We start from the raw sequence: 25,532 nt of genomic DNA on the forward strand, positions 1-25,532 counted from the left end.
TATTTCGGGAGGAGACGGCCGTGAAGAAATTCATGAACTCGGTGGACACGGTACTGACCGAGAGCCTTGACGGTTTCGCGGCCGCCCATGCCGACATCCTTGTGCTTGGCGAGGAGCACAAATTCATCCGCCGCAAGATGCTCAAGCCGGGCAAGGTGGCGCTGATCTCCGGCGGCGGCTCCGGCCACGAGCCGCTGCATGGCGGCTTTGTCGGCCGTGGCATGCTGGACGCCGCCTGTCCCGGCCAGGTGTTCACCTCGCCGACACCGGATCAGATGCTGGCGGCCGCGCAAGCCGTCGACACCGGCGCCGGCTGCCTGTTCATCGTCAAGAACTACGAAGGCGACGTGATGAACTTCGAGATGGCGGCGGAGATGTCCGATGGCGTGCTGCAGGTCGTCACCAATGACGACGTCGCCGTCGAGAATTCGTCCTACACAACCGGGCGGCGCGGCGTGGCGGGTACGCTGGTGGTGGAAAAGATCGTTGGCGCCGCCGCCGAGCACGGGGTGGCGTTGCCGGCGTTGAAGGCGCTGGGTGACCGCGTCAACGACGCCACCCGCTCGATGGGCGTGGCATTGACCAGCGGCACCGTGCCGGCTGCCGGCAAACCGACCTTCGACATCGGCGAAGGCGAGATGGAATTCGGCGTCGGCATCCATGGCGAGCCCGGCCGCCGGCGCGACAGGCTGAAAAGCGCCGATGCAATTGTCAAAGAAATCTGCGCTGCGATCCTGGGCGATCTCGACGACAGGGCGAAAGGACCCGCGCTGCTGTTCGTCAACGGCTTCGGCGGCACGCCGCTGATGGAGCTCTATCTGATGTACAACAGCGCCCGCCGGATTTTCGAGCAACATGGCGTGACGGTTACCCGGTCGCTGGTCGGCACCTATGTCACCTCGCTCGACATGGCCGGCTGCTCGATCACGCTGAGCCTGCTCGACGACGAACTGACGGAATGGTGGGACGCACCTGTCCACACCGCCGCGCTGCGCTGGGGCGTGTAAGGCTGGCTTCAGCCGCCCTTTTCTGCAACCATTCCGGACAATCCACTTAACGATGGATTTGTCCGGATCGATGCTGCCGTCTCTTACTCCAGCTGAAGAAAAACTGCTGCTGCGCTTCGCCGATCCGGAAGCTGCGGCGGTCGGGGACAATTTATCAGCGAAGGCGCTGTTTGCCCTGCTCGACAATGCCGAATTCCATGGCGTCCTCCCGATCATGCTGCGCAAGCTCGGGGAGCGTGGCGATGCGCACCTGCCGTCGGATACTGGTTTGCGAGACAAACTCGACGACCTGCGCCAGAGGGCGACGATCGCCACCGGCCAGTCGATGCTGCTTCAGTACCATGGCGACCGCATCATGAAGGGAATGGCGGCGGAGGGTATTCCGGCGCGGATCGTCAAGGGGCCGGTCTTCGCGCGAAAACTCTATCGCAATGTATCCGACCGGCCTTTCACCGACATCGACATCCTGGTCGAGCCCGCCAACCTTGCGCGGGCAAACCGGGCGATTGCGGCATGCGGCTTCGAGCTTGCCAGCAACGAGGCCGAATCCTACCGGCTGCAGGAATTCAAATGGCTGGAAAAGGAGAATTCCAGCCTGCTGGTCGAGTTGCATGGCGACCTTGTGCACGACACCGGCATGCGGCGGCGCCTGTCGCTGGGTTTTCGCGAGCTTGGCATCATCGATGGCGACGCGACGGATACGCCGGCCGCCCTTCTGACGATCGCCATCGTGCATGCCGCCGGCGGCCACAAATTCCACCGTCTGCAGCTTTGCGTCGACGTGCTGCAAGGTGTGAGGGCGCTGCAATCCCCGGTTTCGGAAACCCGCCTGCTCGACGCCGCGCGCATGACCGGCATCGAACTCGAACTTGCGATCGTGCTCAACGTAACCGGGCGGCTGTTCGACGAACCGCATGCGCTGGCACTCGCCGGGCGAATAAAGCCCGACCTGTCGATCCGACTGGCCAAGAAGCTGATCACGACCAACACGCTGCTCAGGGTCAATTCCCGGGAGAAGATCGGCTCGCGGCTACGCCGCGATGCCTTTCGCTGGATCCAGCGGCTGGCCAAGGCCAGGCCATACGCCGCTTGAGCGGACCGTCAGTCCAGTGATGCCAACCTAGCGCTTATCAGCGCCGCCGCATCGGCCGGACGCACGCCTACTTCCAGGGTAAAGGTCGGCACCGACGACACCAGTCCGCGGATCGCCGCCAACCTGCGCTTCTGCAGCGGCAGCAGACCGGTCGCGCCGGTGCGGACATTGTCCATCGCCAGCGCCACCATCGCGTCGGTCCGGGCCATGGGCGCGAGCCGGGTCTCTTCGTCGCCGGATCGCGCAAGATGCAGGAGCGCTGCGACCGGACGGGCGGTCGGACTTTCGATTTTTACGATCCCACTCAGCTTTTCCAGCGAAACAGCCTGTTCGCCATTGCGGTCCCATGACAGACCGAGGCATGGCGCCACAAGCGGGATCATCCGCGCGGTCTTCTCATGGATCTTGACATGGCGCGGCAAACCCCAGGCGGCAGGCGTGGGGGAAGCGAGATTCAGGATCATGGCGTCGTCGGAGCACAGGCCGAATCCTTGCGTTGCCAAGGCCAGCGATGTGGTGGTCTTGCCGGTGCCGCTCGGGGCATGGACCAGCACGACGGCGTCGCGGCCCGGCAGCGTCAGCCCGGCCGTGTGCAGCATATGCTGGCCGCCTGCGTCGAGTGCTGCGTCCAACACCAGCATCGGTGGCGTCCAGGCGGCCTTCGCACCGGGGCGAACCCGGAGTTCGGCCCAACCCTCCTCGTCATTGACGACAACGGCTTGGCGTTCGGGAAAGACGAGATGGACCGTGCCGCCATCCGCGATCATCCGGCAGTAGCCGTCCTCCGGTATCTCGCCCTCGAAGACGAGCGATCCGCCGGGCGCTTCGTCCAGAACGTCCGCCTCTGTGATCTCGAGACGAAAATCCGGCTCGACGGGACCTGTGACACGCAAGGTGCCCAGCATCCCGTCGAAATCCTGCCACAGGCCGGGGCGCTCGGCCGATATGCCGAGGATCTGGCCATTGAGGTCATAGAATACTGAAGGTCTGGTCAAGCGGAGCGCACCTTCGTGGCGGCGGTGGCGGGGTGACGGTAGATCTCGACCATGCCGGGAAGGCTGTCACTGACCACCGGCTTGCCGTCCAGGCACACCCAGCAATGCGCCGCCAGCCGCGACGCTTGCAACGACTTCGGATCGACGCCGAAACGCAGCTGCGGATCGAAACCGGCAAGGCGCAGGAAACGATGGCCGAGCAAGCCCTCCCGCAAGCATCTGCGGTCGCGCATCAGCCAGGGATGACGCACGGCACGGTTGACGCGGGCGACAATGTAGGGGGCGGGCAGGCCGCGATAGGGCGCCGGCGAGGCGAGCGGCGCCCATTTCAGCACGTCCTCGAAGCTGCGATTGGCAATGAGAATTGGCATCAGCCGCGCGCTTGCCCAGAGATGACAGCGGAACAAGGCGCGCAGGAGAGGACCGTCCACCATCAAGCGGTGCCTTCAGCCATCAAGCCTGGAGCAGCGAGAATGCCTTCCGAGACCAGATCGCTGGCCAGCGCCGCCATGTCCTCGTCAAGCGTGCCCTTGTCGATTTCGAACTCCTCGCAAAGCAGGCCGACGATCTGGCCGAGGCTGCGCGCGCCATCCACCTTGTCGAGAAAGGCTTCGGTCGTCCCGTTGCAGGTATAAAGCTGGCCGCTGCGCGCCAAAAGCACCACCGCGCCGTCGCCGACATGCTGAACCGAGGCATCGTCCGCCAGTCGCAGAACCGTTCCAGAGGCAATTTCCATAACGAACCCCAAAAGCCATGCAAAACCCGGAAATGAGATAGCGCGGTGGTGGGGCGCTGTCTATTGGCCGGCCGGGATGGCTCGCGTGGCTTTATTTTGCGGACATACTCTCGTGAGGCCGCGACATCCATCCAGAGTCGAAAATCGTGCCAGAAATAGTCGCCGGAATGGCGCGCCAGGCAAGCATGCTGACCGGCGGGACCGTTGCTTTTCTTCCCTGAGGTAAGGTAAGAACTCCCCGGGTCTTGGGGAGATAGCGTATGCGTTACAATTGGGAGCGGGCTCCGACGACTTTCGAACGTCATCGAAAAGCTCTGGCGACAGCCATTTTGATCTTCGGCGGCGTCGGCCTCATGCTGGTGGCCTTGCCGATCTAGCGCCGTCGACATTCGCCCAACGAATCCGGCTTGTTAGACGGCAATCGACAGATTGTTCAGCGGGGTTGTCCGGTCACCGCTATCAAGCGGCGATCGCACCCTTAAAACCCAGGCTGAAGCGCTGCACAGCCCGACGATTACCGCCGGCTTGCCTGCCGGTGTGTATTCACAGGATTCCGACAGGCTGTAGGAGGTCGGACGGTTCCTCGAGCCTAGTCCCGATCGACCATTGATGGCGCATGCGCTCACATCCTCCCGCTCGATATCGTCGGACAGCGGGCATCCCGGTCAGGACAAGACCGGTTCAAACGAAAATCAGGGAAGACAGCGCCGGAAAAAACAGCATAGGCTGTTTGCAAAGACGGCAAATGGTTTCCGGGAGGGTACGGATGGCTTCACGCTATCACGAGATCTATGACGGCTGGAAACGCGACCCGGAAAAATTCTGGGCCGACGCGGCCGGCGCCATCGACTGGTATTCGCCCTGGAACAGGGTGTTCGATGCCACCGCCGGCGTCTACGGCCGCTGGTTCACTGGTGCGACCTGCAACACCTGCTACAATGCCCTTGACCGGCATGTCGCCGGCGGGCGGGCCGACCAGATCGCGCTGATATACGACAGCGCCATCACCGGCACGGTGAAAAAGTTCACCTATGCCGAACTGAAGCGCGAGGTGGTGGCGCTGACCTCGGTGTTAAAGAACCGCGGCGTCGGCAAGGGTGACCGCGTCATCATCTACATGCCGATGGTGGCGGAAGCGGCCATCGCCATGCTCGCCTGCGCCCGCATCGGCGCAGTGCATTCGGTCGTGTTCGGCGGCTTTGCCTCGCATGAGCTTGCCACCCGCATTGACGACGCAAAACCGAAACTGATCATCTCGGCCTCGTGCGGCCTGGAGCCGGGGCGGGTCGTCGCCTACAAGCCGCTGCTCGACAAGGCGATCGAGATGTCCCGCCACAAGCCGGACGCCTGCCTGATCCTGCAGCGCGATCAGCTGCGCTGCGATTTGAAGGACCATTTCGACATCGACTATGCCGACGCCGTCGCTCGTGAGCGCGCAGCCGGCGCCAATGTCGACTGCGTGCCGGTGCTGGCCACCGACCCACTCTACATCATCTACACGTCAGGCACGACGGGCCAGCCCAAGGGCATCGTGCGGGACAATGGCGGCCACATGGTCGCGCTGAAATGGACGATGGAAAACGAGTTCGGCGTGAAGCCCGGGGAAGTGTTCTGGGCGGCGTCCGATGTCGGTTGGGTGGTCGGCCATTCCTACATCGTCTACGGCCCGCTGCTGCATGGCTGCACCAGCATCCTGTTCGAAGGCAAGCCGATCGGCACGCCCGACGCCGGCACCTACTGGCGCGTCATCGCGGAACATGGCGTGGTCGCGTTGTTCACCGCGCCGACCGCCTTCCGCGCCATCAAGGGGCAGGATCCCAAGGGCGAGTTCGTGCCGAAATACGATCTGTCGAAGTTCCGCACCCTGTTCCTCGCCGGCGAACGCGCCGACCCCGAAACCATCAAATGGGCGGAGCAGAAGCTGAACGTGCCGGTGGTCGATCACTGGTGGCAGACCGAGACCGGATCGCCGATGACGATCAACCCCGCCGGGCTCGGCCTGTTGCCGGTGAAATACGGCTCGCCCGGGGTACCGATGCCCGGCTACGATATCCGCGTGCTCGACGATGCCGGCCATGAGGTGCCGCGCGGCACGCTCGGCAATGTCGTGGTAAAGCTGCCGCTGCCCCCGGGCTGCCTGCCGACCCTGTGGAACGCCGATGCCCGCTTCCGCCAGGCCTATCTCGATGAGTTCCCCGGCTTCTACAAGACGGCGGATGCCGGCATGATCGACGAGGACGGGTATCTCTACGTGATGGCCCGCACCGACGATATCATCAACGTTGCCGGCCACCGATTGTCGACGGGCGCCATGGAAGAGGTGCTGGCCGCCCATCCCGATGTCGCCGAATGCGCCGTCGTCGGCATCGCCGATGCGATGAAGGGCCAGATTCCGCTCGGCTTCGTGGTGCTGAACGCCGGTGTCGCGCGCGACGGCGCCGCCATCGAGAAGGAGGTCGTCGCGCTGGTGCGCGAGCGCATCGGCCCGGTGGCCGCCTTCAAGACCGTGGTGACGATTAAGCGCCTGCCCAAGACGCGCTCGGGCAAGATCCTGCGCGGCACCATGCAGAAGATCGCCGACAAGGAAGCGTGGATGATGCCTGCAACCATCGACGACCCCGCCATCCTCGATGAGATCACCGCTGCCCTGACGGAGCGCGGAATCGGCGTCTAAGGAGCACTGCCGGGACCTGACTGGAGCTACCGTTGCGCGATGTTGCGACGCGGCGAACTTTGTGATGACCGCTGGGCGCAATCGTAGATTGTGCGATGCAACATTCCGCCCTACAGTTCCCGCGGGGGGCCATTCGATTGGATCGCATGGCTCAGAAAAAAATAACCTTTGGCGGTATCGACATCCTGCGGTTTCTCGCAGCCGTGCTGGTCATGGTCTATCACTACGGCTTCTGGGTCTGGGCCTATCCCGACGGCATCTCGGCGCAAGCGACTGGTGGCGTTCCGGCGCAGCCTGGGATCGGCGCCTGGGTCGGGTCCGGCTGGGTCGGCGTCGAGATCTTCTTCGTCATCAGCGGTTTCGTCATTGCCTTCAGCGCCGAGAATTCGACGCCGCTGCGGTTTTTCGAGGCAAGGGTCAAAAGGCTGGCGCCGGCGGTCTGGATTTGTGCCCCGATCACCACGGCGCTGTTGCTGCTGATCGGCTTGAGCTGGCCGACCGATGCGGTGGTTCGGCTCGTGCGCACCGGCCTGTTCGCGCCTTATGGTCCCTGGGTGGACAGCGTCTACTGGACGCTCGGCATCGAAATCGCCTTCTACGCCATCGTCTGGATCCTGCTGCGGCTCGGCCGTTTCCATCTGATGGAAAGGGTTGCGATCGTCATCGGCATGATCAGCACGCTGTTCTGGTGCCTTTATTATCCGCTCGGCTGGTCCGCCTTCGCCGAGACGCGGTGGCTGCAGCTCGTGCTGGTGCATCATGGCTCATTCTTCGCGGTCGGCGTGCTCATCTGGCTGATGCGGTTCAAGGCGGTGACGGCGTCTCGCCTTGGCTTCTGCCTGCTGTTCCTCGGCGGTGGGGTGCTGCAGATCGCCAGCTCCGTCGACGTCCATAGCATCAAAGTCGGAGCCGTGATGCCGTACGGGCCGCCAATCTTGATCTTCCTCGCGGCCATCGCGCTGATGGCGTGGTCGCTCACGCTTGATCTCAGATGGAGCGGCTGGCGCCGGATCGGCCTGATGACCTATCCGCTCTATCTGATCCACGACGTGATCGGCGCGGCGATGCTCGGCGCCATGGTGCGCTCCGGGCTGCCTTATCTCCTGTCGATGGCAATGGTCGGCGCGACCATGATCGCGGCAAGCTGGCTGGTGGCAACCGAGGCCGAACCGCGCATCCGGCTGCTGCTCGACCACACGCTTTTCCGTTACCGGCTGAAGGCGGCATAGCCTCGACCTATACGCCGCTCCGCCTCATGTCCGGCCGCATGAACGGCGGCCGGACGGTGCCGAAACTTTGTGCGATTTCGGAATGAGAACCGCTGCGCGGGTTCAAGACATGATGGCAACGGCCTTATCTCAGACCGCCGCCTTCGAACGCACTTCCGACTTGTCGAGATAATAGCTCGAGTACTTGTCGAAGAATTTCTCCGACGCGCCGAACGACCCGTATTTGGCGAGCTTCTTCAGGTCGACCTTGTTCAGCACCGCGCCGACGATCTTGTTGGCGACATAGGGCTCGGATTCCAGCATCGAGCGCACCATGGCGCGCGGCGTGCGGCCCCATTCGGTGACGAGCACGAAGCCGTCGACCAGCGGCGCGAAGGCCTTGGCGTCGACCACCGGGCCAAGCGGCGGCAGATCGACGACGATGTATTCGAAGGTCTCCTTGGCGTTCTCGATGAAACGACGCATGCCGGCCGAGGAGAGAAGCTCGCTGGTGTGCGAGAAATGCCCGCGCAGCACAGCCGGAATGATCGCCAGCTTGGTCTGCCTGTCGATCTTGCCGACGGACTGCCAGGTCTGGCCGCTCACCACCGCTTCCATCAAGCCTTGCTCGGCTTCCATGCCGAGGCTGCGGCTAAGGCCCGGATTGCGCAGATCGCCATCGATGAGCAGCGTCCTGGAGCCATTGGCGGCGAGCAGCCCGGCGAGATTGGCCGCGACGGTCGACTTGCCTTCGCCGGGCAGGACCGAGATCACGCCGATGACGCGGCTGCCTTGCCCTTCCATCACCACATCGAAGGCGATCTTGGCGCTGCGCAGCGTTTCGGAGAACATCGATGCCGGAGCGTCGATGCTCACCCGCATCCGTGCGCGCCTTTCGATGGCGGCCGGCGATCTGGCGACCTTGAGATCGGGTTCGGCTGGCTTGTCTTCCTTGCTCGGTTTGCTGCCGATGGTCGGCAGGTAACCCAGGAATTTGAGGCCGACGCGGTCGCGGACCTCCTCGCCGGTCCTGAAGAACCGCTCGTTGAACTCGTTGAGGCCGCCGAAGCCGGCGCCCATCAGAACCCCGAGCACCAGCGAAAGGCCGAGCACGATGACTGTGCGCGGGCTCGAGGCGGCAAGCGGCGTCGACGCATCCGAGATGATGCGGATCTTGCCGACCGGGAAGGATTGCTGCTGCGCGGCTTCCTCGTAGCGTCCGAGGAACGTCTGGTAGAGCGTGGAGAGTGCCGTCGCCTTCTGATCGAGATCACGCAATTGGACCTGCGACTGGTTGTCGATCGAACTCTTGCCCTGCGCGGCGGCGACATTGGCCCTGAGCGCGGTCTCGCGCGCCAACGCCACCTCATACTCGTTGCGGTAGCTTTCGGTGAGCTGCTTCAGTTCGCCGAAGATCTGCGTCGAGATATCGGCCTTCTCCTTGGCGAGCGCCACCGCCTGCGGATGCTGCGGGCCGAAATTCGCCTCGACATCCTGCTGCCGTTTGGCGACCGTGAGGTAGCGGGTCTTCAACGCCGCAATGACCGAGCTGGCTGGCTGGTCGCTGGATATGGCGGCATCCTTGAAAGCGTTGTCCGAGCCGCTGTCGACGATCGACTTGTATTGCTGGTAACGGGCGCTGGCACGCGCGGTGTCGGCCTGCGCGACGATGAGCTGGGCGTTCAGATCGGCGAGCTGCTTGTCGCTCATCAGCTGGCCGTCGCTGTTGGCGGACAGGCCGTGTTCGGCCCTGAATTTCTCGACCGCCAGCGATGCCTGCTGCGAGCTCTCGCGCAGTTCGGTTAGCCGGCCCTGCAGCCAGACCGCCGCGCGCTCGGTGGCGTCGAAGCTGGCGTCGAGCTGGTCGGCGAGATAGGCGTCGGCATAGGCCTTGGTAATGGCCTTCGCCAATGCCGGATCCGTCGCCTGGTAGCCAAGCGCGATAACGTAGCTTCGCCCGACGCGATCCGCCCGGATCTCGTTCTGCAGTTTGAGGATCGCGTAGTCGCGGCGCGACGTGGCGATCAGCGCATCGCGCGCGGCGGGGTCGAGCTTGGTGATGTCGCCGACACCCGGCATGACCGGGCTGCTCGGACGAACATACTGGATCAGACCGCGGACCAGGCCAACGCCCTGGGCAAGGGCCGACTGGGGCGGGTTCATGAACGTGTCGTTCTGGTCGAGCTTGAGCTTGTCGACGACCACGGCGGCAAGCCGCGTCGAGGTCAGGATCTCGATCTGGCTCAGAATCGCGGAATCGGTCTGCATGGTCGTCGATGCCGCCGAAATGTCGTCGACGATCTTGTTCAGACCTTCATCGATCAGCACGCTGGAAACCGACACGAATTTTGGCGGCGTGGTCTGCAGATAGAGCATGCCCAGGAAAAGGCCGATGACGGCGCACACGCCAACCACCTTGGCCTGCCGTGCGGCCATGCCAAGCAGCCGCTCGATGTCGATGAAGTCGTCGCCGTCTCCTGCTTCCGAATTCGGCAATGGCATCCTCTTGTCGAGAGGAAAATTGGCATAGTTCATCTTCGGTCCAATTCTGGCTTGTCTCGCTCGCAGGCCCCGGAGAGATCGGGAGCATTGGCAGGCGCGACACACGCTTGGTGCCGGACAGCGCGGAGCCGGCCGGCCCCTGCGCCGTCAGCCACCCGACAATACTCCCGAAAGATGGGCATTATGCGGCTTCTTCCTGGCGTTCATGCGTCCGGACGAACTCCCGGAGCATCTCGAAAACCGGGCCCTTCATGTCGTCGCGCGCCAGCGCGAAGGCGATATTGGCCTGGATGAACCCTTCCTTGGAACCGCAGTCGAACATGCGCCCCTTGAAAGGCTGGGCAAAGAATGGCTGCTCCTGCGACAGGCGAACCATGGCGTCGGTCAGCTGGATCTCGTTGCCGGCGCCGCGCTGCTGGTTGCCCAGAAGCTGGAAGATTTCGGGCTGCAGGATATAACGGCCGTTGATGTAGAAGTTCGACGGCGCATTGGCCGGCGCCGGCTTTTCGACCATGGCCGTCACCTCGAAACCGCCGCCAATGTCGGCGCCACGGCCGACAATGCCATATTTGTTGGTCTCGGTGGGATCGCAACGCTCGACGGCGATGACGTTGCCGCCGGTCTGCGCATAGAGGTCGGTGATCTCGGCCAGGCATCCGCGCCCGCCGAAGGAGACCATGTCAGGCAAAAGCAGGGCAAAGGGCTCGTTGCCGATGACCTCGCGGGCGCACCAGACGGCATGGCCGAGGCCTTGCGGCGACTGCTGGCGGATGAAGGAGGTGGCGCCGGCCACCGGCAGCATGCTTTCGAGCGTCTCCAGCTGAGTCTTCTTGCCAGTTTGCTCCAGGGTTCCGATCAATTCCGGATGCAGGTCGAAATAGTCCTCTATGACCGCCTTGTTGCGGCCGGTGACGAAGACGATGTGCTCGATGCCGGCCTCGAAGGCCTCGTCCACCGCATATTGCACGACGGGCCTGTCGACGACGGGAAGCATTTCCTTCGGCATCGACTTGGTCGCCGGTAGGAACCGTGTTCCAAGCCCCGCCACCGGTATCACGGCCTTCCTGATTTTCTTCATCGCAAATTCCTTCTGAGGAGATCGACTACAGTCCATTCACAGGCCACGAAAAATCCCTCCATGTGCCTGCATCTTCACCTCCCCGCCCCGACGGCAAACTGTGCCGCTACTCTTCGCAACCGCACGGCGATCGGCATGCCCATATGCCTGACCGCCGCCGGGTCGCTGAGCGCCGTCCGGATCGCCTTGAGCGGGGACCGCGCCTTGATGTGCTGGACCATCGCCAGGAACGAGGCCGCCTTGCGCAGGCTGCGGCCGCGCCGGGCGAATGCCGCCTGCGCGGCCACGTCCATCGAATGGGTTTGAGCGAAAATCTCGTCGGCCTTGCGCATCGCCTCGACGTGATGAGGCTCGAGCACGCGCGAGATGGAGCCGCTGCGGATATGATAGGCATAGCCGATTTCAGGCTCCACCACGCATCTGCCGCCCATGGCCAGGGCTTCGGCAAACAGGATGTAGTCCTCGCCGATCCTCAGCTTCTCGTCATAGCGAAGCCGGTTTTCGTCAAGGAACCGGCGCAGGAAGATCGGCTTGAGATAGCCGAGATTGAACTTCGATTCGAAGACGATGTTGCCGGCGATGTAGGTCGCCAGCGAAATCTCGCGCAGGCCTTCCAGATACCGGCGCGGGAACATCGCGTCCTCGACCACGCCGTCCTCACGGACGACCTGGAGATTGTCGACGGCGATCTCGGCGCCCGCCTTTTCGGCGCGGCCGATCATGGCGGCGACGCGTCCGGGCAAGACGGCGTCGTCGGCATCGAGAACCGCTATCCACCTGCCGCGGGCGGCGTCGAGCCCGGCATTCCTGGCCCCTCCGGGGCCCCTGTTCTTTTCCAGCGCCACGACACGCACGACATGCTCGGGATAGGCCCTCGCCACATCGAGCGTGGCATCACGCGACTTGTCGTCGACGACGATGATCTCGAGGCTGACGCCCTTCTGGGCGATGGCGCTGGCGACCGCCCTATCAAGGGTTGCCTCGGCATTGTAGGCGGCGATCACAAAGGAAACATCGGGCACGGAGGAAATGTCAGGCTGCACGCTTGCCTCCTTCCCCTGGTGAAGGCTGGCCATAGAGGCGCAGTTCGCGGACACCGACAAGACCGCTGACAACGCCGACATGCATGATGCCGCGCAAGACACTGCGGTTCCTGCGTACCGGACTGGCTGCAACCGGAAGTGCTGCGGCGAAGCAAAAAGCGGCCTTTGCCGCGGCAAGGCCGGCCTGCTTTACTCGCGCGATGCCGCTGGCGCCGCGGCCCAGGAGATGGCCGTGAGTCTGGCCAACCCGGAAGCGGCGGCGGCTGAGCCAGTCGAATGCGGCCCTGGCCCTCGGCACCGCCTCGTCCACCCATGCCTCCGGCGCAAAGGCGATCCGGCCGCCTGCCTTGTGCATCTGGTCGAAGAATTCGGTGTCCTCGCCGCCGGTCTGGCCGCGCGCCAGGCTGAAGCGGCGGCCGCGCAAGCTGTCGGATGCCATGCGCAGCAGGACGTTGCAGGTGTAGCCGGTGCGGATTTCGCCGTGCACGCGGACCGGCAAGGTGGAATGGAAATCGCCGCGGCGCATCCATTCCGGCGCATCCGGACGATAGAGCGCGCGCACCGGGCCGAGAACCGCGGCGGCGCCGCTTTTGTCGGCCGTTGCCACCAGTTCGGCGAGCCAGTGGGCCGTAGCGGTCTCATCGTCGTCGATGAAGGCCAGGAAATCGGCCTCGCTGGCCTCGAGACAAGCGTTGCGAGCGATCGAGATGTTGCGGGCCGGGCAATGCCGGTAGCGGACCGGCAACTTCAATTCCTGCGACAGCACCGTCACCAGGTCCCTGGCGCTCGGCGTGTCGTCATTGTCGGCGACGATGACGCCGATCTCGAAGCCGTCAGGCATGGCCAGGGCGGCGAGCGAGCGCAGCGTGTCGGCCAGTTCCGGCCGCCGGAATGTGCACACGCCGATGTCGATGCTGCGATGCTTGACCTCAACCGCCATCACGCCGCCCTCCGCCGCGTGCCGAGGCCGAGAAGCTGCAGCCAGAAGCCGACGGACCAGCCGAAATGCATGACCATCGCCGAGACGCCGGCAAGCGCGATATCGGCATTGCGCTGGCTGATGGCCGCCACCAGGCCGTAGCCCAGGCAAACCGCCACCCACAGCACCAGAGGCAGCGCCGCGATCCAGTGCAGGAAGGAGAAGGCCGCCAGCAGAACCACCGGGAAGACCGCCAGCGGCACCATCTGCCTGACCTTCGGGATCACACGATGTTTCAGCACATTCTTGGCGCGGCCGCGGCCATAGCCGAGATACTGGACATAAAGGCCGCGCAGCGAGGTCCGCGGATAATAGACCATCTGCGTCCTGCCGCTCATCCAGATCCTGTAGCCTGCCCGCCTCAGCCGATAGTCGAGTTCCGCATCCTCATTGTGGCTGAACGTCTCGTCATAGCCGCCGACGGCCTGGAAGGCCGATATCCGCATCAGTGCGTGATGGCCGTGGTCGACCCACTCCCCGGCGGAGAGATGGCGATGCTTGGAGCCGCCGGTGCCGAGCTTGGAGTTCTGCGCCGCCGCCGCCGCTTTCTGCACCGTGCCGCTGCCGCTGGTCAGCATCGACACCACGACCGAATCCGCGCCGGTGGCCAACGCCTCCTCGACCAGTCGGTCGCAATAGTCGTCGGGATAGCCGCCATGGGCGTCGATGCGGATCAGATAGTGCGCACCCTCGCCGAATTTGGCCACCGCCAGGTTGATCGCGGCGCTCTGGATGCGCTTTTCGTTGTGAAGCAGGATGATGCGAGGGTCGTCCCTCTGGCGCTCGCCGACAATGGCCAGCGTGCCGTCGGTGCTGCCGCCATCGGCAACGACTATCCGCGCGCCGAGCCGTTCCGCCGCCGGGCAAAGCTGGTCGAGCAGCGCTCCGATATGAGTCGCCTCGTCGAGACACGGGATCACGATCAGGGTGGAGGCAAGCGCTTGCGTCATCGGGCGATGTCCATCCTATGCCAGGGCCTCGGTCGCGAGCGGCCCGCGCACTGTGGTCAGGCGGCGCAGTTTTTCGACCAGGGCGCCGCAGTCGCTGCGATCGTAGCTCCACATCCTCGGATTGTGGGCCAGCACGCGCGCCTTCAGCCTGCCGAAGCGGTGCTGTTCCATCCCGCCAAGCGCGGTTTCGAGCGCTTCGGGCGTGGCCTGCGGCAGCAAAACGCCGATCTCGCGCTGCCGCAGGAACCGTCCGGTCTCGGTGTTGTCCATCGAGATCGGCACCGCGCCGAAGCGGCAGCCTTCATAAAGGCGGTTGGGCAGCAGCCATTCGGAGTTCTGTCCCTCCTCGAAGAAATCGATCGCCCAGGAGAAATGGACGTCGTGATAGATCGCCGCCATGTCCTCCGGGTTGCGGTACGGCCCGCGAAACGACATGTAAGGTTCGGCATCGACGAAGGCATGGAAATCCGGGAACTCGGAAAGTGCCGGGCGGCCGCGCAGCACGATTTCGAACCGGCCTTCCATGTGACGCGTGAAACCGGCCAGCAGTTCGAGCGAGCGGCGGCACCGGAGCGCCCCGAACCAGCCGATCCGCCACGGCGGAGCGAGAGGTCCTTCCACCGCCTCGCGCTCGGCGGGCAGAATCGCCGCCGCCTCGAAATACTTGTTCTCGACCAGTTCCACCGGCGCCGCGACCTGGCGGAAAGGCTTGAAATAGTTGGCGATGAAGGCGGGCGAACTGGTCACCAGCAGCCGCACATCCCGCGCCAGATGACGCTCGGTGGCGCGCAGCGCCTTGCCCAGGACATCGTCGCGAAGCACCAGGCGGTGAATGTCGAGACATTCGTAGACGATCGGGACAGCGGCGCCGAAAGCCGACCGGGCGCGGCGGGCCAGCGCCAGCATCTCCAGGTTACGCGCGATGATGATGTCGGGCTTCGGCACGTCCCTGAGCTTCGAACCTATCGAAACCGCTGTTTTTGCCACCGCCGCCAGGCGCTGGGCGAATCGCCCGTCGCGCGTCGCGCCAAGGTCGATTGGCCGCAAGCCTTCGATGTCGGCAATCGGAGTGGCGGCGCGGCGGAAGCCCGCCAGGGTAACCCGGGCGCCACCTGTCCTGAGCATCGTGATCCGCCGGCGAACCGCCGGGTCGGAAACATCATGTACCAGGTACAAGACATGCAGCATGAAAACTCGACCGCTGTTTGACCCACCCAGGGGAAGCCTAGTACAGCTCTTGCTGCATCGCAACATTTTTGGCGCACCGTTCCACGTTTTCTGTTGCACTGCAAAATTATTGCCGTAGTTTGTGGTCGGCGGCGGTTGTGGATTTCGGGGCTCCGAAATCCGCGCAAAGATCAGGAATCCTGAATTTGGAAGCCAATCCATTCGATCCGCCGGAAGGCTCACTGCGCAAATCGGTCGGCCGCGGTGCCGTCGTGACCGCAATGGCGCAATCGGTGCGGGTCGCTACGCAGATCATTTCCGTCATCGTGCTGTCGCGACTCCTGTCGCCGCAGGATTTCGGCGTCGTGGCCATGTGCGCTCCTGTGCTCGCCTTCATCGCCCTGTTCCAGGACTTCGGCCTGACCCAGGCGACCATCCAGAAATCGGGCATCCGGCATGAGGAGGTGAACTACCTCTTCTGGATCAATGTCGCCGTCAGCGCGGTCCTCGCCTGCGTGCTCGCGGGCGCGGCACCCCTGGTCGCCGCGTTCTATGGCGAGCCGCGCGTCGCCGGTCTGGTGGCGGCACTGGGATTGCAGATCCTTGCTTATGGCCTAGGCGCCCAGCATCTGGCTCTGCTGACGCGTCGCATGCAGTTCGGTCGCCTGGCGATCATCGACGTCGCCGGGGCCGTCGCGGGGCTGGCCGTCTCGATCGCCTGGACTTTCATCGACCGTTCCTACTGGGCGCTGTTTGCCGGCACGCTGACCGGCGCGGTGCTGCCGACGCTGTGCTACTGGGCCAGCTCGCGCTGGCGCCCAGGCATGCCGCGCAAGGTCGTCGGGATCAGCGAGCTGATCAATTTCGGTGCCGGGATCACCGGTTTCAATTTCGCCAATTTCTTCGCCCGCAATCTCGACAACGTGTTGATCGGCAAATACTGGGGCGAGGCCCAGCTCGGACTCTACGACCGCGCCTACAAGCTGCTCCTGTTCCCGCTCAGCCAGATCACCAATCCGCTGTCGAAGGTGATGGTGCCGGCGCTGTCGCGACTGAAGGACGAGCCGGACCGCTATCGCAGCGCCTATCTGCGCGTGATGCCGCTGATCCTTCTGGTGGCGCTGCCCGGCGTCGCTTTCGCCACCGCGATGTCGGATGTGCTGATCCCCTTCGTGCTCGGCGAGCAGTGGCGCGCCAGCGCCTCGATCTTCCTGGCGCTCGGCTTTGCCGGCCTGCTGCAGCCGCTCAACAATCCGGCTGGTTGGCTTTTCGTCAGCCAGGGCCGCTCCGGCGACTTCATGCGCTGGGGCATCATCACGGCGGTGACCTCGGTGCTTGCCTTCGCGCTCGGCCTGCCCTACGGCGCGCTGGGCGTGGCGGTCGCCTATGCGGTCAGCGAGTATCTGCGCACGCCCTTCCTATGGCTCTATGTCGGCAAGAGCGGACCGCTGCAAGCCAGCCATGTGCTGCGCACGGCAGCGCCGTTCGTGCTTGGCGCGCATCTGGCGCTTGGGGCGGTCTGGCTGGTCAAGCCGATGCTGCCGCAGCAGCATGTCGTCGCCTTGGCAAGCGGCGTCATCCTGGCCTACGCGATCACCATCGTCGTCGCGCTGACCTTCGCCGCCGGCCGCGAAGCCTTGCGGGAGGCCTTGAAAATGCTGCCGGCAAGGGCGCCGGCGGCGACGCCGCGCGAGGCGCAATAATTTCGGCGCCTTTGTCGTCTATCCCATATCCCACCCGAGCATCAGGCCTGATCCATGCACTACCGATCGATCTCCGACATGAACGACGCCATCGTGAGCAACCTTCATCGGCTGCCACGCGACATCGACCTGGTGGTCGGCGTTCCCAGAAGCGGCGTGCTGGCGGCGACGCTGGTCAGCCTTGCGGCCAACATTCCGATGACTGACCTGGACTCCTTCCTCGAAGGCAGGGTCTACACGTCAGGCATCACCAAGCGCCGCGCGGCCCTGGACCGCAAGGTTTCGGACATGCGCAAGGTGCTGGTGATCGACGACAGCATCGCCGGCGGTAATGCGATGCGCGACGCCCGTGCCCGCATCAAGAGCGGCGGTATCGAGGCTGACTACACCTTTGCCGCCGTCTTCGGCCTGGAGCCGGAGCATCAGGAGACCGATCTGGTGTTCGAGGTCGTGCCGCATCCGCGCATGTTCCAGTGGAACTTCATGCATCATAAATTCCTGGCGCAATGCTGTGTCGATATAGACGGGGTGCTGTGTCTCGATCCGACCGAGGCCGAGAACGACGACGGGCCGGCCTATGAAAAATTCCTCAGCGAGGCGCGGCCGCTTCATGCCGTAACCCACAAGATCGGCTGGCTGGTCACCAGCCGGCTCGAGAAATACCGTGCATTGACGGAGGCGTGGCTGGCCAAGCACGAGATCAAGTACGACAAGCTGATCATGCTCGATCTGCCGAGCAAGGCGGAGCGCCAGCGGCTTGGCGCGCATGGCAGTTTCAAGGCCGATTTCTATCGCAAATCCGACGCCATCCTGTTCATCGAAAGCGAACATGCCCAGGCGCTGAGGATTGCCAAACTGTCGGGGAAACCGGTCCTGTGCGTCGAGACGCACATGGTCAGTTTTCCCGATGCGCTGTCGCTGCCAGCACTTGGCCAGGCCGCGCGAAACCTGCCGGCGAGGCTGCGCCAGGTCAACTCGCAGGAGGGCCGCAAGAGCGCCGCCAAGACCATTGCCCGCGCCCTGCTCGGTGCACGCGGCTATGAAACGCTGAAGAACAGGGTCAAGCGCCCAGCCTGATGCAGAACCGATCGGGTCGCTGCTTGGCTACGCGGCCTGGCGTGCGCGCTGCTGCACCGCCCTGTCCAGTATCGAGAAGAAGGTGCCGAACTGACGGTCGGGGTCGAGTTCCGGCCGGCCAGCGAAGCCGCGCGCGAGTGCCGAGACCCGCTGATATTCCTTGTTGTCGTTCCACAAGAGCCTGACGGCCGCGACCCAGTCGGCGAGCGGGGCATCATAGTCGAGCACCGTGCCGCCAGGGCCGACCGCTTCCGGCAGGCCACCGCGGCGCGAACCGACGACCGGAATGCCGCTGCAATGGGCCTCCGAGGCAACCCGCCCCCAGGCCTCTTCCCATTTGCTGGGCGCCAGCAGGATCCGTGTGCGGCCATAGACCGTCTTCATGTCACTGGTGCGGTTCTCCAGCGTGACATTGCCGAGCGGCGTGATCGTCTGTTCGATGCGTGCCCGGTGATCGTCCGCCAGCTTCCAGCTTTCGACGAACAGGAACGGGATTTCGGGGCACGCGGCGGCGATCCGCACCGCAAGCTCGAAGCCCTTTTCCTCATAAGGGTTGATCAGGGTGACGAACTGGCCTGAGGTCGGCGTGCTGTAGTGGGCCGGATTGATGGTCGGAGGGATCACCGCCGCCTCGATGCCGAACTCCCTGGCGTAGGTACGCGCGGTGAATTCGGAATTGGCGATATAAAGCGCCGAGCGCAGGGCGCGCAGGTCGCCCCCAAGCTCGTGAAACTCGACGTTGCGGAGGTAGACGACCAGCGGCACGCCCTTGGCCTGCAACGCCTTGCCGAGTGGAACCGACTTGTGGCACTGGACCACCGCCACATCCGGCTTGACCCTGTTGACGGCGAAGGCCGCCGCCTCCCACGGAAACCACGCCCGGATCACCGGATAGCCGGGAAAACTGTCGACGACCGCCGGCTGGCGCAAAAGCTTCATCTTGGCACGCGCCTTGAAGCCGAAGACACCATCGCCAAACAGCGCGGCGAGCACCGCGGCCTCATGCCCATGCTCGATCAACTGCTCGGCCAGATGATGAGTGCTCGACTGGACGCCGCCGCTGAACTCCGGTGGGTAGCCATTGCCGCCTGCAAAGAGAACTTTCATGGTCCTGGCTCCTCGTCTATCGCGTTTCAATGCCCACGGCCGATGAACGGCAGCGTCAAGTGCAGCCTCACGCAGTCTTTGGCGGATCAAGCGTCGCGAACGGATTTGTGCATGGCTGCCATCCGGTGAACCGGATGGGATCACTAGGCGAACTGCGCGAGGCGTAGTCCGTCAACATGTGAAATTCGGCCACGACCCAGCGGTCGAAATGCCGGAGGTCGCGCTGCTTCCGCTTGGGCAACAACTTGCGTGCCTGGCCGAGCTTCGCCGTCTCGAGCAAAGTGACGGCGTCGCCCAGTTTTTCGCTGGGAAACAGCCACGGATTGCGGTTGCGGAACTCCAGCACGAACTGCTGCAGGTGCTCGATGCGCATGTTCAACCCGCCGAGGTATTTTTCGAGCGTGACGCGAACCAGGTCCTCGTCCGAAAACGAAGACACCGCCGCGAAGGCCACGCCAGTCGATGCAACTCCACCAGCCATGATGGCCAAGACCGAGCGCCGTGAGATTTCCATCATCGGTTACCTCCTTCCCCCTCACGCCATCCGGCTCGCCGCGCGCAGGGACAAAGCTGCCGCGGTCAGGCTCGGGTTGGCGCAGGAGCAGCTTGGATAGGTGCTGGTGCCGACGACGACTAGGTTTCTCAGCCGGTGATGGATCATGTTGCTGTCGATCACCGAATCGGCCGGGCCGGTGCCCATCCGCAACGTGCCCTGGACATGCGATTCCGTTGGGCGGATGCCGCGGTCGAAGAGCCGTTCGACCGGCAACGGGGCAAGCAGTCCGGGCAATTTGTCCAGCGCCCGGGCCATGCCTTTGACGGCATAGTCCGACGGCGCCTTGAAGGAGACGAAGGCGTTGTCATCCTCGTCGAGGGTGACGAAATTCTCGTGATCGAGCAGGTTCTCGGTGACCACGACCAGCGGCAGCGCCTGGCGCAGCCGGCCCTTCTCTGCGCGCATCCCGTGCTGCCAGCGGTTCTCGAAATAAACGAGGGCCGCCGCGTGCTCGGGCCGGTGCGGACCGTCATAGAGGCCGAAATTCAGGCCGGTGGTGATGGTGCTGCCGTCGAAATTGTCGACGCCGTCGAGATAGACCTCGAAATTCCAGCCATAGGATTCATGCAGGCCGCGCCCGACGAATTCATCGCCCAGGCCCGAGCGCAGCATGATCGCCGCGCTCTGGATGGCATTGGCGCCGAGAACGAAGAGGTCGCCGCTGACCTGATATTCCCTGCCCTCATGCACGAAGGCGACCGAACGGACCGTGCCGCCGACATGGTCGAGCCGCCGCACTTCGGAGCCGAGGCAGACCGAAACGTCGGGATGCTCGAAGACATGCATCAGGCCGTTATTGGCGGTGAACTTGGCATCGACCGGGCACAGCCAGCAGCGCAGATTGGCGCAGCAGGAGCTGCGTTGCGCGGTCGGCACGCGCGCCCGTGCGGTCGGCATGACGAAATGCTGGTCGGGCTGGGCCGCCTTCATCATCCTGTCCGGCGTCGACATGCGATGCGGTGGCTGCGGAAAGGGCTTCGAGCGCGGCAGCATCGCCGCCATGTCGGGATCGCCGGAGATCGACATGATGTCTTCGGCGTCGCAATAGAACGGCTCGACATCGTCGTAGCTGATCGGCCAGTCGTTGCCGACGCCGTAGGTGCTTTTCAGCCTGAAATCATTGGGGTGGAATCTTGGCGTCTGCGCGAACCAGCAATTGGTCCCGCCACCCAGCCCGATCGTGTAATTCCACGGCTTGTCGGAATTGGTGCTGTAGGTCGTCTCGTCGTCTATGTCGGTGTTGACGTTCTGGTCAAGCTGCCATTCATGCGTGTTGTGGCGACCCCACTCCAGAATCAGGATGCGCGCCTTACGCCGTCTGGCGAATTCATGCAGGAAGAAAGCCGAACCGAAGCCGGAACCGATCGCGACAACATCGAAATGATCTTTGGTGACTTGCTCGGGCTTTACGTCCAGCACCATCAGCTACAATTCCTTCTACGCCGGGCGTTTGGCCCGATCCTGCTTTCGGCTCTCCGCGCCCGATCTCATGCCGCCATTCTGCCGATCGAGTGATATTCGATGCCGTGGCGCGCCACGACCTTGGGATCGTAAAGGTTGCGGCCATCGAAGATGACCGGCGTGGCCAGCGCATCCTTCAGCGCATCGAAGGACGGTGCGCGAAAACTCTTCCATTCGGTGGCGATCAGCAGCGCATCGGCGCCGCGCAGGGCCGCCTCCTTGGTTCCACACAACAGCAGGTCGTCACGCAGCCCGTAGATGGCCTGGCATTCCTGCATGGCCTCGGGGTCATAGGCCTGCACGGCCGCGCCGGCGTTCCAGAGCGCCTCCATCAGCACGCGCGCGGGCGCCTCGCGCATGTCGTCGGTGTTGGGCTTGAAGGCCAGGCCCCACAGCGCGAAGGTCTTGCCCTTGAGGTTACCCTTGAAATAGCGGTGCACCTTGTCGAACAGAACGGATTTCTGATCATTGTTGCGCTCCTCGACGGCGCGCAGCAGCTTGGCGTCGTACTTGACGCCCTCGGCGGTCTTGATCAGGGCACGGACGTCCTTGGGAAAGCACGAGCCGCCATAGCCGAGACCCGGATAGATGAAGTGATAGCCGATGCGCGGGTCGCTGCCGATGCCCTGGCGCACTTCCTCGATGTCGGCGCCGAGTTGCTCGGCGAGGTTGGCCATCTCGTTCATGAAGCTGATCTTGGTCGCCAGCATGCAATTGGCGGCGTATTTCGTGAATTCGGCGCTGCGCACGTCCATCACGATCATCTTCTCGTGGTTGCGGTTGAAGGGCGCGTAGAGTTCGCGCATCACCGCCTCGGTTTCCTCGCTCGACGTGCCGACGATGATGCGGTCGGGCTTCATGCAGTCGGCGACCGCGGAGCCTTCCTTGAGGAATTCGGGATTGGAGGCGACGTCGAAGCTCAGATCCTCGCGGCCCCGCTTCTTCAGCGTCTCGGCGATCCTGGCCTTCACCTTTTCGCAGGTGCCGACCGGCACGGTCGACTTGCCGACGACGATCTTGGCGGTATCCATCTCGCGGCCGATGGTCTCGGCGACCGCCAGCACATATTTGAGGTCGGCCGAACCATCTTCGCCGGGCGGCGTGCCGACCGCGATCATCTGGATTTCGCCGTGCCTGACGGCGGCCGCCGCATCGGTGGTGAACTTGATGCGGCCGGCGGCGTGATTCTCCCTGACGATGGTTTCAAGACCCGGCTCGAAGATCGGAACGAGGCCCTGATTGAGCCGCTCCACCTTGTTTGCGTCGATATCGACGCAAACAACCTGGTGGCCAACCTCGGCAAGCACCGCCGCCTGCACCAAGCCGACATAGCCAATTCCAAACACCGTCAAGTTCATTCGGTTTCATTCCCATCCAGGGCAGCGGACCGCTTCTCGGCCCTGCCGGTTCAATTCGTCTTTCCCAGCTCTTTTACACTACACACCAGCGATTCCGGAAATTGGCAGGGCTGACCCAGCGCGGTGAACGCGACCCGTTCGACCTGCAGCGAAAGCTTGCGGCCCGGGTCCGCAAACGCTCCCATCCAGCCCTTCATGGTGTCGCTACCCCAAAGGCTGAAGAAGATCTTCTGCGCATGGCTGGGCAGCTTCGCGGGATCGGCGATGGTGTTCACCAGCTGGCCGTTGAGATACCAGCGCAGGCTATCCTTCTCCCAGACGAAGGCATAGTCGTTGAAGGCACTGTCGGTGCCGCCCGGCACGTCGACCAGCTTCTCGTTCTTGCCCTTGCCGGCGATATAGGCATTGACCTGCACCTTGGAGGTGTCCTTGGTCAGGATCTCGAAGTCGATCTCGTCCCAGGGCTGCTTGTCGGATGGGCCGATATAGGAGAAGAACGCCGCGTTGAGGCCAGGGCCTGTGTCAGTCTTCATCCGCGCCTCATAGGTACCATAGCCGAAACGCTGCTTGGTCTGGATCTCGCCGCAGGCAAACTCGCGATCCTTGGTCTTCTGCTTCGCGAATCCGAGCGAAAGAACGCCATCGGAAAGCTTGACCAAGCCTTTCGACCAGGTGCAATTCTGATGGCTGCCGTTCGTCCAGCCGTCTGAAACGTACCAGCGCTCGCGGTCGAAATTCTTGAAATCGTCGACGAAAGAGGGCGCGGACTGGATATCCTGCGCATGAGACGGGGTTGCCGGCAGGCTGCCAAGAGCGACCAGCAGCAAAGCGAAAGCCAGACCAGACCGCCGCCAGGAAAGCAGGGCTGAAGGGGCGTCGATTGCTGTCGTGGACATGGTCTTTGGATCCGAATTCATGACTAACTCACCTTTGCGCTGTGTCCCCAACCCAAAGTCGACGTTCGAACCGCCTCCAAACGGGCCAACCTTGACCTTTTCAATCACCCTCCCGACGTCCAGCCTTGCATCACCTTCGCCGTAACGGTCCCCCGCCGCCGCCTTCAATTTCGGCCGGCTCCCGCCTGCCTGACCGGTTCGACCGTCGCCGCCGGATCGGTGGTCGTATTCTCGTCGAAGACCACGTCCAGCGAATGACGGAGCTCGCGCATCCTGCCGCCCTGGCGCGACAGCGCAGCGATGCGGCGCTCGCTGTTCAGGATCGACTGCGTCAACGCGCTGACTTCGGACGAGCGGCGATCGGAGGCGGAGCCGTTTTCCATGGCTTCGACCAGAAAGGCCGCGTTGGTCGCTTCCTTGCGGTAGCGGCTCTCCAAGCCGGTTTTCTCCGCCTCGATCTCGGCGGCGATCTGCTCGAACAGCTTCGCCAGCCGGTCCAGGCGCGCAACGTCGGTCTGCCTGTCGCGGGCCGGATTCCTTGATCTGAAGCCGAATATCGAGGCCATGAACTTAAATTCCCGTCATCGCCGGCTTCCTGGACCGGCTTTCAGGCCAGGCCACTGGCCGATCCCCGCAACCGGGGCTGAAAACTCGTAACCGCGTCGCCCAACTCCTCTGACGAAGAGAGACTTCGCACCAGTCCGATCGGGGGCCAGTTCGGCTGGTCGTTTAATTTGTTGCACCGCAACATAGACTGCCATCCCCAGAGCCGCGAGGCAACCACCCAATTCATAAACTCATAAATCCGATGGAAATGGTTGCGTGGCGGCCTCGCGGTCGGCAGGTAACACCGCGCCTTACCGTCCTTTGCCGGTACTGGTTCCAGCCATCAGGAAACGGAGCGGCGGCACGTGCTTGTTCCTGGAGACCAGGCCAACACTGCGAAACAGCGCCTCGATCTTGTCGGACGCCACGCCCTGGACGATGGGGACGAGGTTGGATTGGCTTGCGAAGGCGTAGGCCGCGGCAGAAGCCAGGCCCCGCTCGGCCTTCACGTCGAGGAAATTGCGCAGCCGGTATTTGTCGCGCACATGCCGCTCGTGCCGCCGTAGCACTGCTTTCGACCCTTCCGGCAGGCTGTCGATCGCCAGCAGCGCCAGATCGGCATCGGCCAGCCGCTTCAGATCCTGCGTCTTGTGGCGGCCGCTGAGTGAATCGGCGCGGACAATGGCGCCGTAGCCGCAGGAACGGATGACCTTGAACCGTGCCCCGTGGGCGACCGCTCGCGCGTAAAGCTCGTAGTCCTCGCCTAGCCGCAGGCTCTCGTCGTAGCGCAACCCGTGGCGGTCGAGAAAGGCACGGCTGATCACCGGCTTCAAGAAGCCGAGTTCGCCTCTTTGGACGCGGCGCCTGGAGATGTTGCCCTCCACGAATCCTTCGAAATCGAGGAATTCCGGATCGGCGGCAAAATCCGGGGCGACGATTTTGGTTGCATCGCCAGCCGCGTCATCCCTGATGAGCATGATGTTGTCGGCGGCGAAATCCCAATCGGCGCCGACAAACAGGTTGCGAAACCGGCCCTCGAGGAAGAAATCGTCGGCGTCCAGAATGCTGATGAACGGGGCTCGTGAACCGGCGATCGCCGCATTGCGGGCAAAAGAAGGGCCGCGATTGACGTCGAGGCGCATCACCGCAAGCCGGCCGCTGCCATCGTCGGCGGAGCGTGCGACCTCGGCCGTATTGTCCGTGGAGCCATCGTCGACGACGACGACCTCCCCGACTTCCGGTTCGCGCAACGCGGACGCTATGGCGACGGCGATCGTTCGCGCCGCGTTTTTGGCCGCGATGATCACGCAGACTTGGGATTTCGTCATCGACATGGAATTGCCTCTTGCACAGGTTCCGATCTGCCCTCGCCCTGTACGCGTTCGATATTCGCCGC

General features: G+C 63.7%; 22 protein-coding genes. 6 read left to right on the forward strand and 16 right to left on the reverse strand.

Annotation, left to right across the window (positions count from 1 at the left end):
- Window positions 1–20: 20 nt before the first annotated feature.
- Complete coding sequence (gene dhaK / locus FJ950_RS02855; protein ID WP_140614924.1) at window positions 21–1,007, forward strand: dihydroxyacetone kinase subunit DhaK; 987 nt, start codon at window positions 21–23, stop codon at window positions 1,005–1,007.
- Between the two features lie 52 nt (window positions 1,008–1,059).
- The gene (locus FJ950_RS02860; protein WP_140614925.1) at window positions 1,060–2,100 is read left to right on the forward strand and encodes a nucleotidyltransferase family protein; all 1,041 of its coding nucleotides are present in this window, start codon (window positions 1,060–1,062) and stop codon (window positions 2,098–2,100) included.
- Between the two features lie 8 nt (window positions 2,101–2,108).
- On the opposite strand, the gene FJ950_RS02865 is transcribed toward FJ950_RS02860, so the two are convergent.
- From FJ950_RS02865 to FJ950_RS02875, 3 genes are read right to left on the reverse strand one after another with little or no spacing between them, the layout of a single operon-like run.
- Entirely contained in the window at window positions 2,109–3,095 is a 987-nt protein-coding gene (locus FJ950_RS02865) for a serine kinase (RefSeq protein WP_140614926.1), read from the reverse strand.
- Window positions 3,092–3,529, reverse strand: a complete 438-nt coding sequence (locus FJ950_RS02870; protein ID WP_140614927.1) for a lasso peptide biosynthesis B2 protein — start codon at window positions 3,527–3,529, stop codon at window positions 3,092–3,094. Before FJ950_RS02870 ends, FJ950_RS02865 begins: the two co-directional genes overlap by 4 nt.
- Window positions 3,529–3,831: a PqqD family protein gene (locus tag FJ950_RS02875; RefSeq protein WP_015314206.1), complete on the reverse strand. Its 303-nt coding sequence runs from the start codon at window positions 3,829–3,831 to the stop codon at window positions 3,529–3,531. Before FJ950_RS02875 ends, FJ950_RS02870 begins: the two co-directional genes overlap by 1 nt.
- A gap of 766 nt (window positions 3,832–4,597) precedes the next feature.
- Here FJ950_RS02875 and FJ950_RS02880 point away from each other — a divergent pair.
- Together FJ950_RS02880 and FJ950_RS02885 are read left to right on the forward strand one after the other, a co-directional pair.
- Window positions 4,598–6,505, forward strand: coding sequence for a propionyl-CoA synthetase (locus tag FJ950_RS02880; RefSeq protein ID WP_015314207.1), 1,908 nt, complete (start codon window positions 4,598–4,600; stop codon window positions 6,503–6,505).
- 146 nt (window positions 6,506–6,651) lie between these two features.
- The gene (locus FJ950_RS02885) at window positions 6,652–7,734 is read left to right on the forward strand and encodes an acyltransferase (RefSeq protein ID WP_015314208.1); all 1,083 of its coding nucleotides are present in this window, start codon (window positions 6,652–6,654) and stop codon (window positions 7,732–7,734) included.
- A 129-nt stretch (window positions 7,735–7,863) separates the two neighbouring features.
- Here FJ950_RS02885 and FJ950_RS02890 read toward each other — a convergent pair whose 3' ends face one another.
- The 6 genes from FJ950_RS02890 to FJ950_RS02915 form a co-directional block, all read right to left on the reverse strand.
- Complete coding sequence (locus FJ950_RS02890) at window positions 7,864–10,248, reverse strand: polysaccharide biosynthesis tyrosine autokinase (RefSeq protein WP_140614928.1); 2,385 nt, start codon at window positions 10,246–10,248, stop codon at window positions 7,864–7,866.
- A gap of 148 nt (window positions 10,249–10,396) precedes the next feature.
- Window positions 10,397–11,293 carry a UTP--glucose-1-phosphate uridylyltransferase gene (locus FJ950_RS02895; RefSeq protein ID WP_023772481.1) on the reverse strand — a complete coding sequence of 299 codons (897 nt, stop codon included), beginning with the start codon at window positions 11,291–11,293 and terminating at the stop codon, window positions 10,397–10,399.
- 74 nt (window positions 11,294–11,367) lie between these two features.
- Window positions 11,368–12,336 carry a glycosyltransferase family 2 protein gene (locus FJ950_RS02900; RefSeq protein ID WP_140614929.1) on the reverse strand — a complete coding sequence of 323 codons (969 nt, stop codon included), beginning with the start codon at window positions 12,334–12,336 and terminating at the stop codon, window positions 11,368–11,370.
- Window positions 12,326–13,276, reverse strand: coding sequence for a glycosyltransferase family 2 protein (locus tag FJ950_RS02905; protein WP_140614930.1), 951 nt, complete (start codon window positions 13,274–13,276; stop codon window positions 12,326–12,328). Before FJ950_RS02905 ends, FJ950_RS02900 begins: the two co-directional genes overlap by 11 nt.
- Entirely contained in the window at window positions 13,276–14,265 is a 990-nt protein-coding gene (locus tag FJ950_RS02910) for a glycosyltransferase family 2 protein (protein WP_140614931.1), read from the reverse strand. The genes FJ950_RS02905 and FJ950_RS02910 overlap by 1 nt, the downstream gene beginning before the upstream one ends.
- 15 nt (window positions 14,266–14,280) lie before the next feature.
- Complete coding sequence (locus FJ950_RS02915; RefSeq protein ID WP_140614932.1) at window positions 14,281–15,453, reverse strand: glycosyltransferase family 4 protein; 1,173 nt, start codon at window positions 15,451–15,453, stop codon at window positions 14,281–14,283.
- Window positions 15,454–15,638: 185 nt separating this feature from the next.
- On the opposite strand from FJ950_RS02915, the gene FJ950_RS02920 reads away from it, so the two are divergent.
- Window positions 15,639–17,135: a lipopolysaccharide biosynthesis protein gene (locus FJ950_RS02920; RefSeq protein ID WP_140614933.1), complete on the forward strand. Its 1,497-nt coding sequence runs from the start codon at window positions 15,639–15,641 to the stop codon at window positions 17,133–17,135.
- 54 nt (window positions 17,136–17,189) lie between these two features.
- On the forward strand, window positions 17,190–18,212 hold the full coding sequence (locus FJ950_RS02925) for a phosphoribosyltransferase family protein (RefSeq protein ID WP_015314216.1): 1,023 nt from the start codon (window positions 17,190–17,192) through the stop codon (window positions 18,210–18,212).
- Between the two features lie 27 nt (window positions 18,213–18,239).
- On the opposite strand, the gene FJ950_RS02930 is transcribed toward FJ950_RS02925, so the two are convergent.
- The 7 genes from FJ950_RS02930 to FJ950_RS02960 form a co-directional block, all read right to left on the reverse strand.
- Window positions 18,240–19,319, reverse strand: coding sequence for a glycosyltransferase (locus tag FJ950_RS02930; protein WP_140614934.1), 1,080 nt, complete (start codon window positions 19,317–19,319; stop codon window positions 18,240–18,242).
- 67 nt (window positions 19,320–19,386) lie between these two features.
- Window positions 19,387–19,836, reverse strand: coding sequence for a hypothetical protein (locus FJ950_RS02935; RefSeq protein WP_015314218.1), 450 nt, complete (start codon window positions 19,834–19,836; stop codon window positions 19,387–19,389).
- Between the two features lie 18 nt (window positions 19,837–19,854).
- On the reverse strand, window positions 19,855–21,297 hold the full coding sequence (locus FJ950_RS02940) for a GMC family oxidoreductase (protein ID WP_140614935.1): 1,443 nt from the start codon (window positions 21,295–21,297) through the stop codon (window positions 19,855–19,857).
- A 65-nt stretch (window positions 21,298–21,362) separates the two neighbouring features.
- Entirely contained in the window at window positions 21,363–22,694 is a 1,332-nt protein-coding gene (locus FJ950_RS02945; protein ID WP_140614936.1) for a UDP-glucose/GDP-mannose dehydrogenase family protein, read from the reverse strand.
- A 50-nt stretch (window positions 22,695–22,744) separates the two neighbouring features.
- On the reverse strand, window positions 22,745–23,611 hold the full coding sequence (locus FJ950_RS02950) for a family 16 glycosylhydrolase (protein WP_140615423.1): 867 nt from the start codon (window positions 23,609–23,611) through the stop codon (window positions 22,745–22,747).
- A 143-nt stretch (window positions 23,612–23,754) separates the two neighbouring features.
- Window positions 23,755–24,156 (reverse strand): hypothetical protein, encoded by a 402-nt coding sequence (locus tag FJ950_RS02955; RefSeq protein ID WP_140614937.1) that lies wholly within the window; start codon window positions 24,154–24,156, stop codon window positions 23,755–23,757.
- A 291-nt stretch (window positions 24,157–24,447) separates the two neighbouring features.
- On the reverse strand, window positions 24,448–25,470 hold the full coding sequence (locus FJ950_RS02960; protein WP_015314223.1) for a glycosyltransferase family 2 protein: 1,023 nt from the start codon (window positions 25,468–25,470) through the stop codon (window positions 24,448–24,450).
- Window positions 25,471–25,532: the final 62 nt, after the last annotated feature.

The sequence above is a fragment of the Mesorhizobium sp. B2-3-14 genome, from assembly GCF_006442175.1.
Classification (GTDB): Bacteria; Pseudomonadota; Alphaproteobacteria; order Rhizobiales; family Rhizobiaceae; genus Mesorhizobium; species Mesorhizobium australicum.

What these genes read in the sequence shown, in the direction of transcription:
- FJ950_RS02860 (WP_140614925.1), top strand. Translation starts at nt 1,060, where the DNA reads ATGGATTTGTCCGGATCGATGCTGCCGTCTCTTACTCCAGCTGAAGAA.
- FJ950_RS02870 (WP_140614927.1), bottom strand. Translation starts at nt 3,529, where the DNA reads ATGGTGGACGGTCCTCTCCTGCGCGCCTTGTTCCGCTGTCATCTCTGG.
- FJ950_RS02875 (WP_015314206.1), bottom strand. Translation starts at nt 3,831, where the DNA reads ATGGAAATTGCCTCTGGAACGGTTCTGCGACTGGCGGACGATGCCTCG.
- FJ950_RS02880 (WP_015314207.1), top strand. Translation starts at nt 4,598, where the DNA reads ATGGCTTCACGCTATCACGAGATCTATGACGGCTGGAAACGCGACCCG.
- FJ950_RS02885 (WP_015314208.1), top strand. Translation starts at nt 6,652, where the DNA reads ATGGCTCAGAAAAAAATAACCTTTGGCGGTATCGACATCCTGCGGTTT.
- FJ950_RS02890 (WP_140614928.1), bottom strand. Translation starts at nt 10,248, where the DNA reads ATGAACTATGCCAATTTTCCTCTCGACAAGAGGATGCCATTGCCGAAT.
- FJ950_RS02895 (WP_023772481.1), bottom strand. Translation starts at nt 11,293, where the DNA reads ATGAAGAAAATCAGGAAGGCCGTGATACCGGTGGCGGGGCTTGGAACA.
- FJ950_RS02905 (WP_140614930.1), bottom strand. Translation starts at nt 13,276, where the DNA reads ATGGCGGTTGAGGTCAAGCATCGCAGCATCGACATCGGCGTGTGCACA.
- FJ950_RS02910 (WP_140614931.1), bottom strand. Translation starts at nt 14,265, where the DNA reads ATGACGCAAGCGCTTGCCTCCACCCTGATCGTGATCCCGTGTCTCGAC.
- FJ950_RS02915 (WP_140614932.1), bottom strand. Translation starts at nt 15,453, where the DNA reads ATGCTGCATGTCTTGTACCTGGTACATGATGTTTCCGACCCGGCGGTT.
- FJ950_RS02925 (WP_015314216.1), top strand. Translation starts at nt 17,190, where the DNA reads ATGCACTACCGATCGATCTCCGACATGAACGACGCCATCGTGAGCAAC.
- FJ950_RS02930 (WP_140614934.1), bottom strand. Translation starts at nt 19,319, where the DNA reads ATGAAAGTTCTCTTTGCAGGCGGCAATGGCTACCCACCGGAGTTCAGC.
- FJ950_RS02935 (WP_015314218.1), bottom strand. Translation starts at nt 19,836, where the DNA reads ATGATGGAAATCTCACGGCGCTCGGTCTTGGCCATCATGGCTGGTGGA.
- FJ950_RS02940 (WP_140614935.1), bottom strand. Translation starts at nt 21,297, where the DNA reads ATGGTGCTGGACGTAAAGCCCGAGCAAGTCACCAAAGATCATTTCGAT.
- FJ950_RS02945 (WP_140614936.1), bottom strand. Translation starts at nt 22,694, where the DNA reads ATGAACTTGACGGTGTTTGGAATTGGCTATGTCGGCTTGGTGCAGGCG.
- FJ950_RS02950 (WP_140615423.1), bottom strand. Translation starts at nt 23,611, where the DNA reads ATGAATTCGGATCCAAAGACCATGTCCACGACAGCAATCGACGCCCCT.
- FJ950_RS02955 (WP_140614937.1), bottom strand. Translation starts at nt 24,156, where the DNA reads ATGGCCTCGATATTCGGCTTCAGATCAAGGAATCCGGCCCGCGACAGG.
- FJ950_RS02960 (WP_015314223.1), bottom strand. Translation starts at nt 25,470, where the DNA reads ATGTCGATGACGAAATCCCAAGTCTGCGTGATCATCGCGGCCAAAAAC.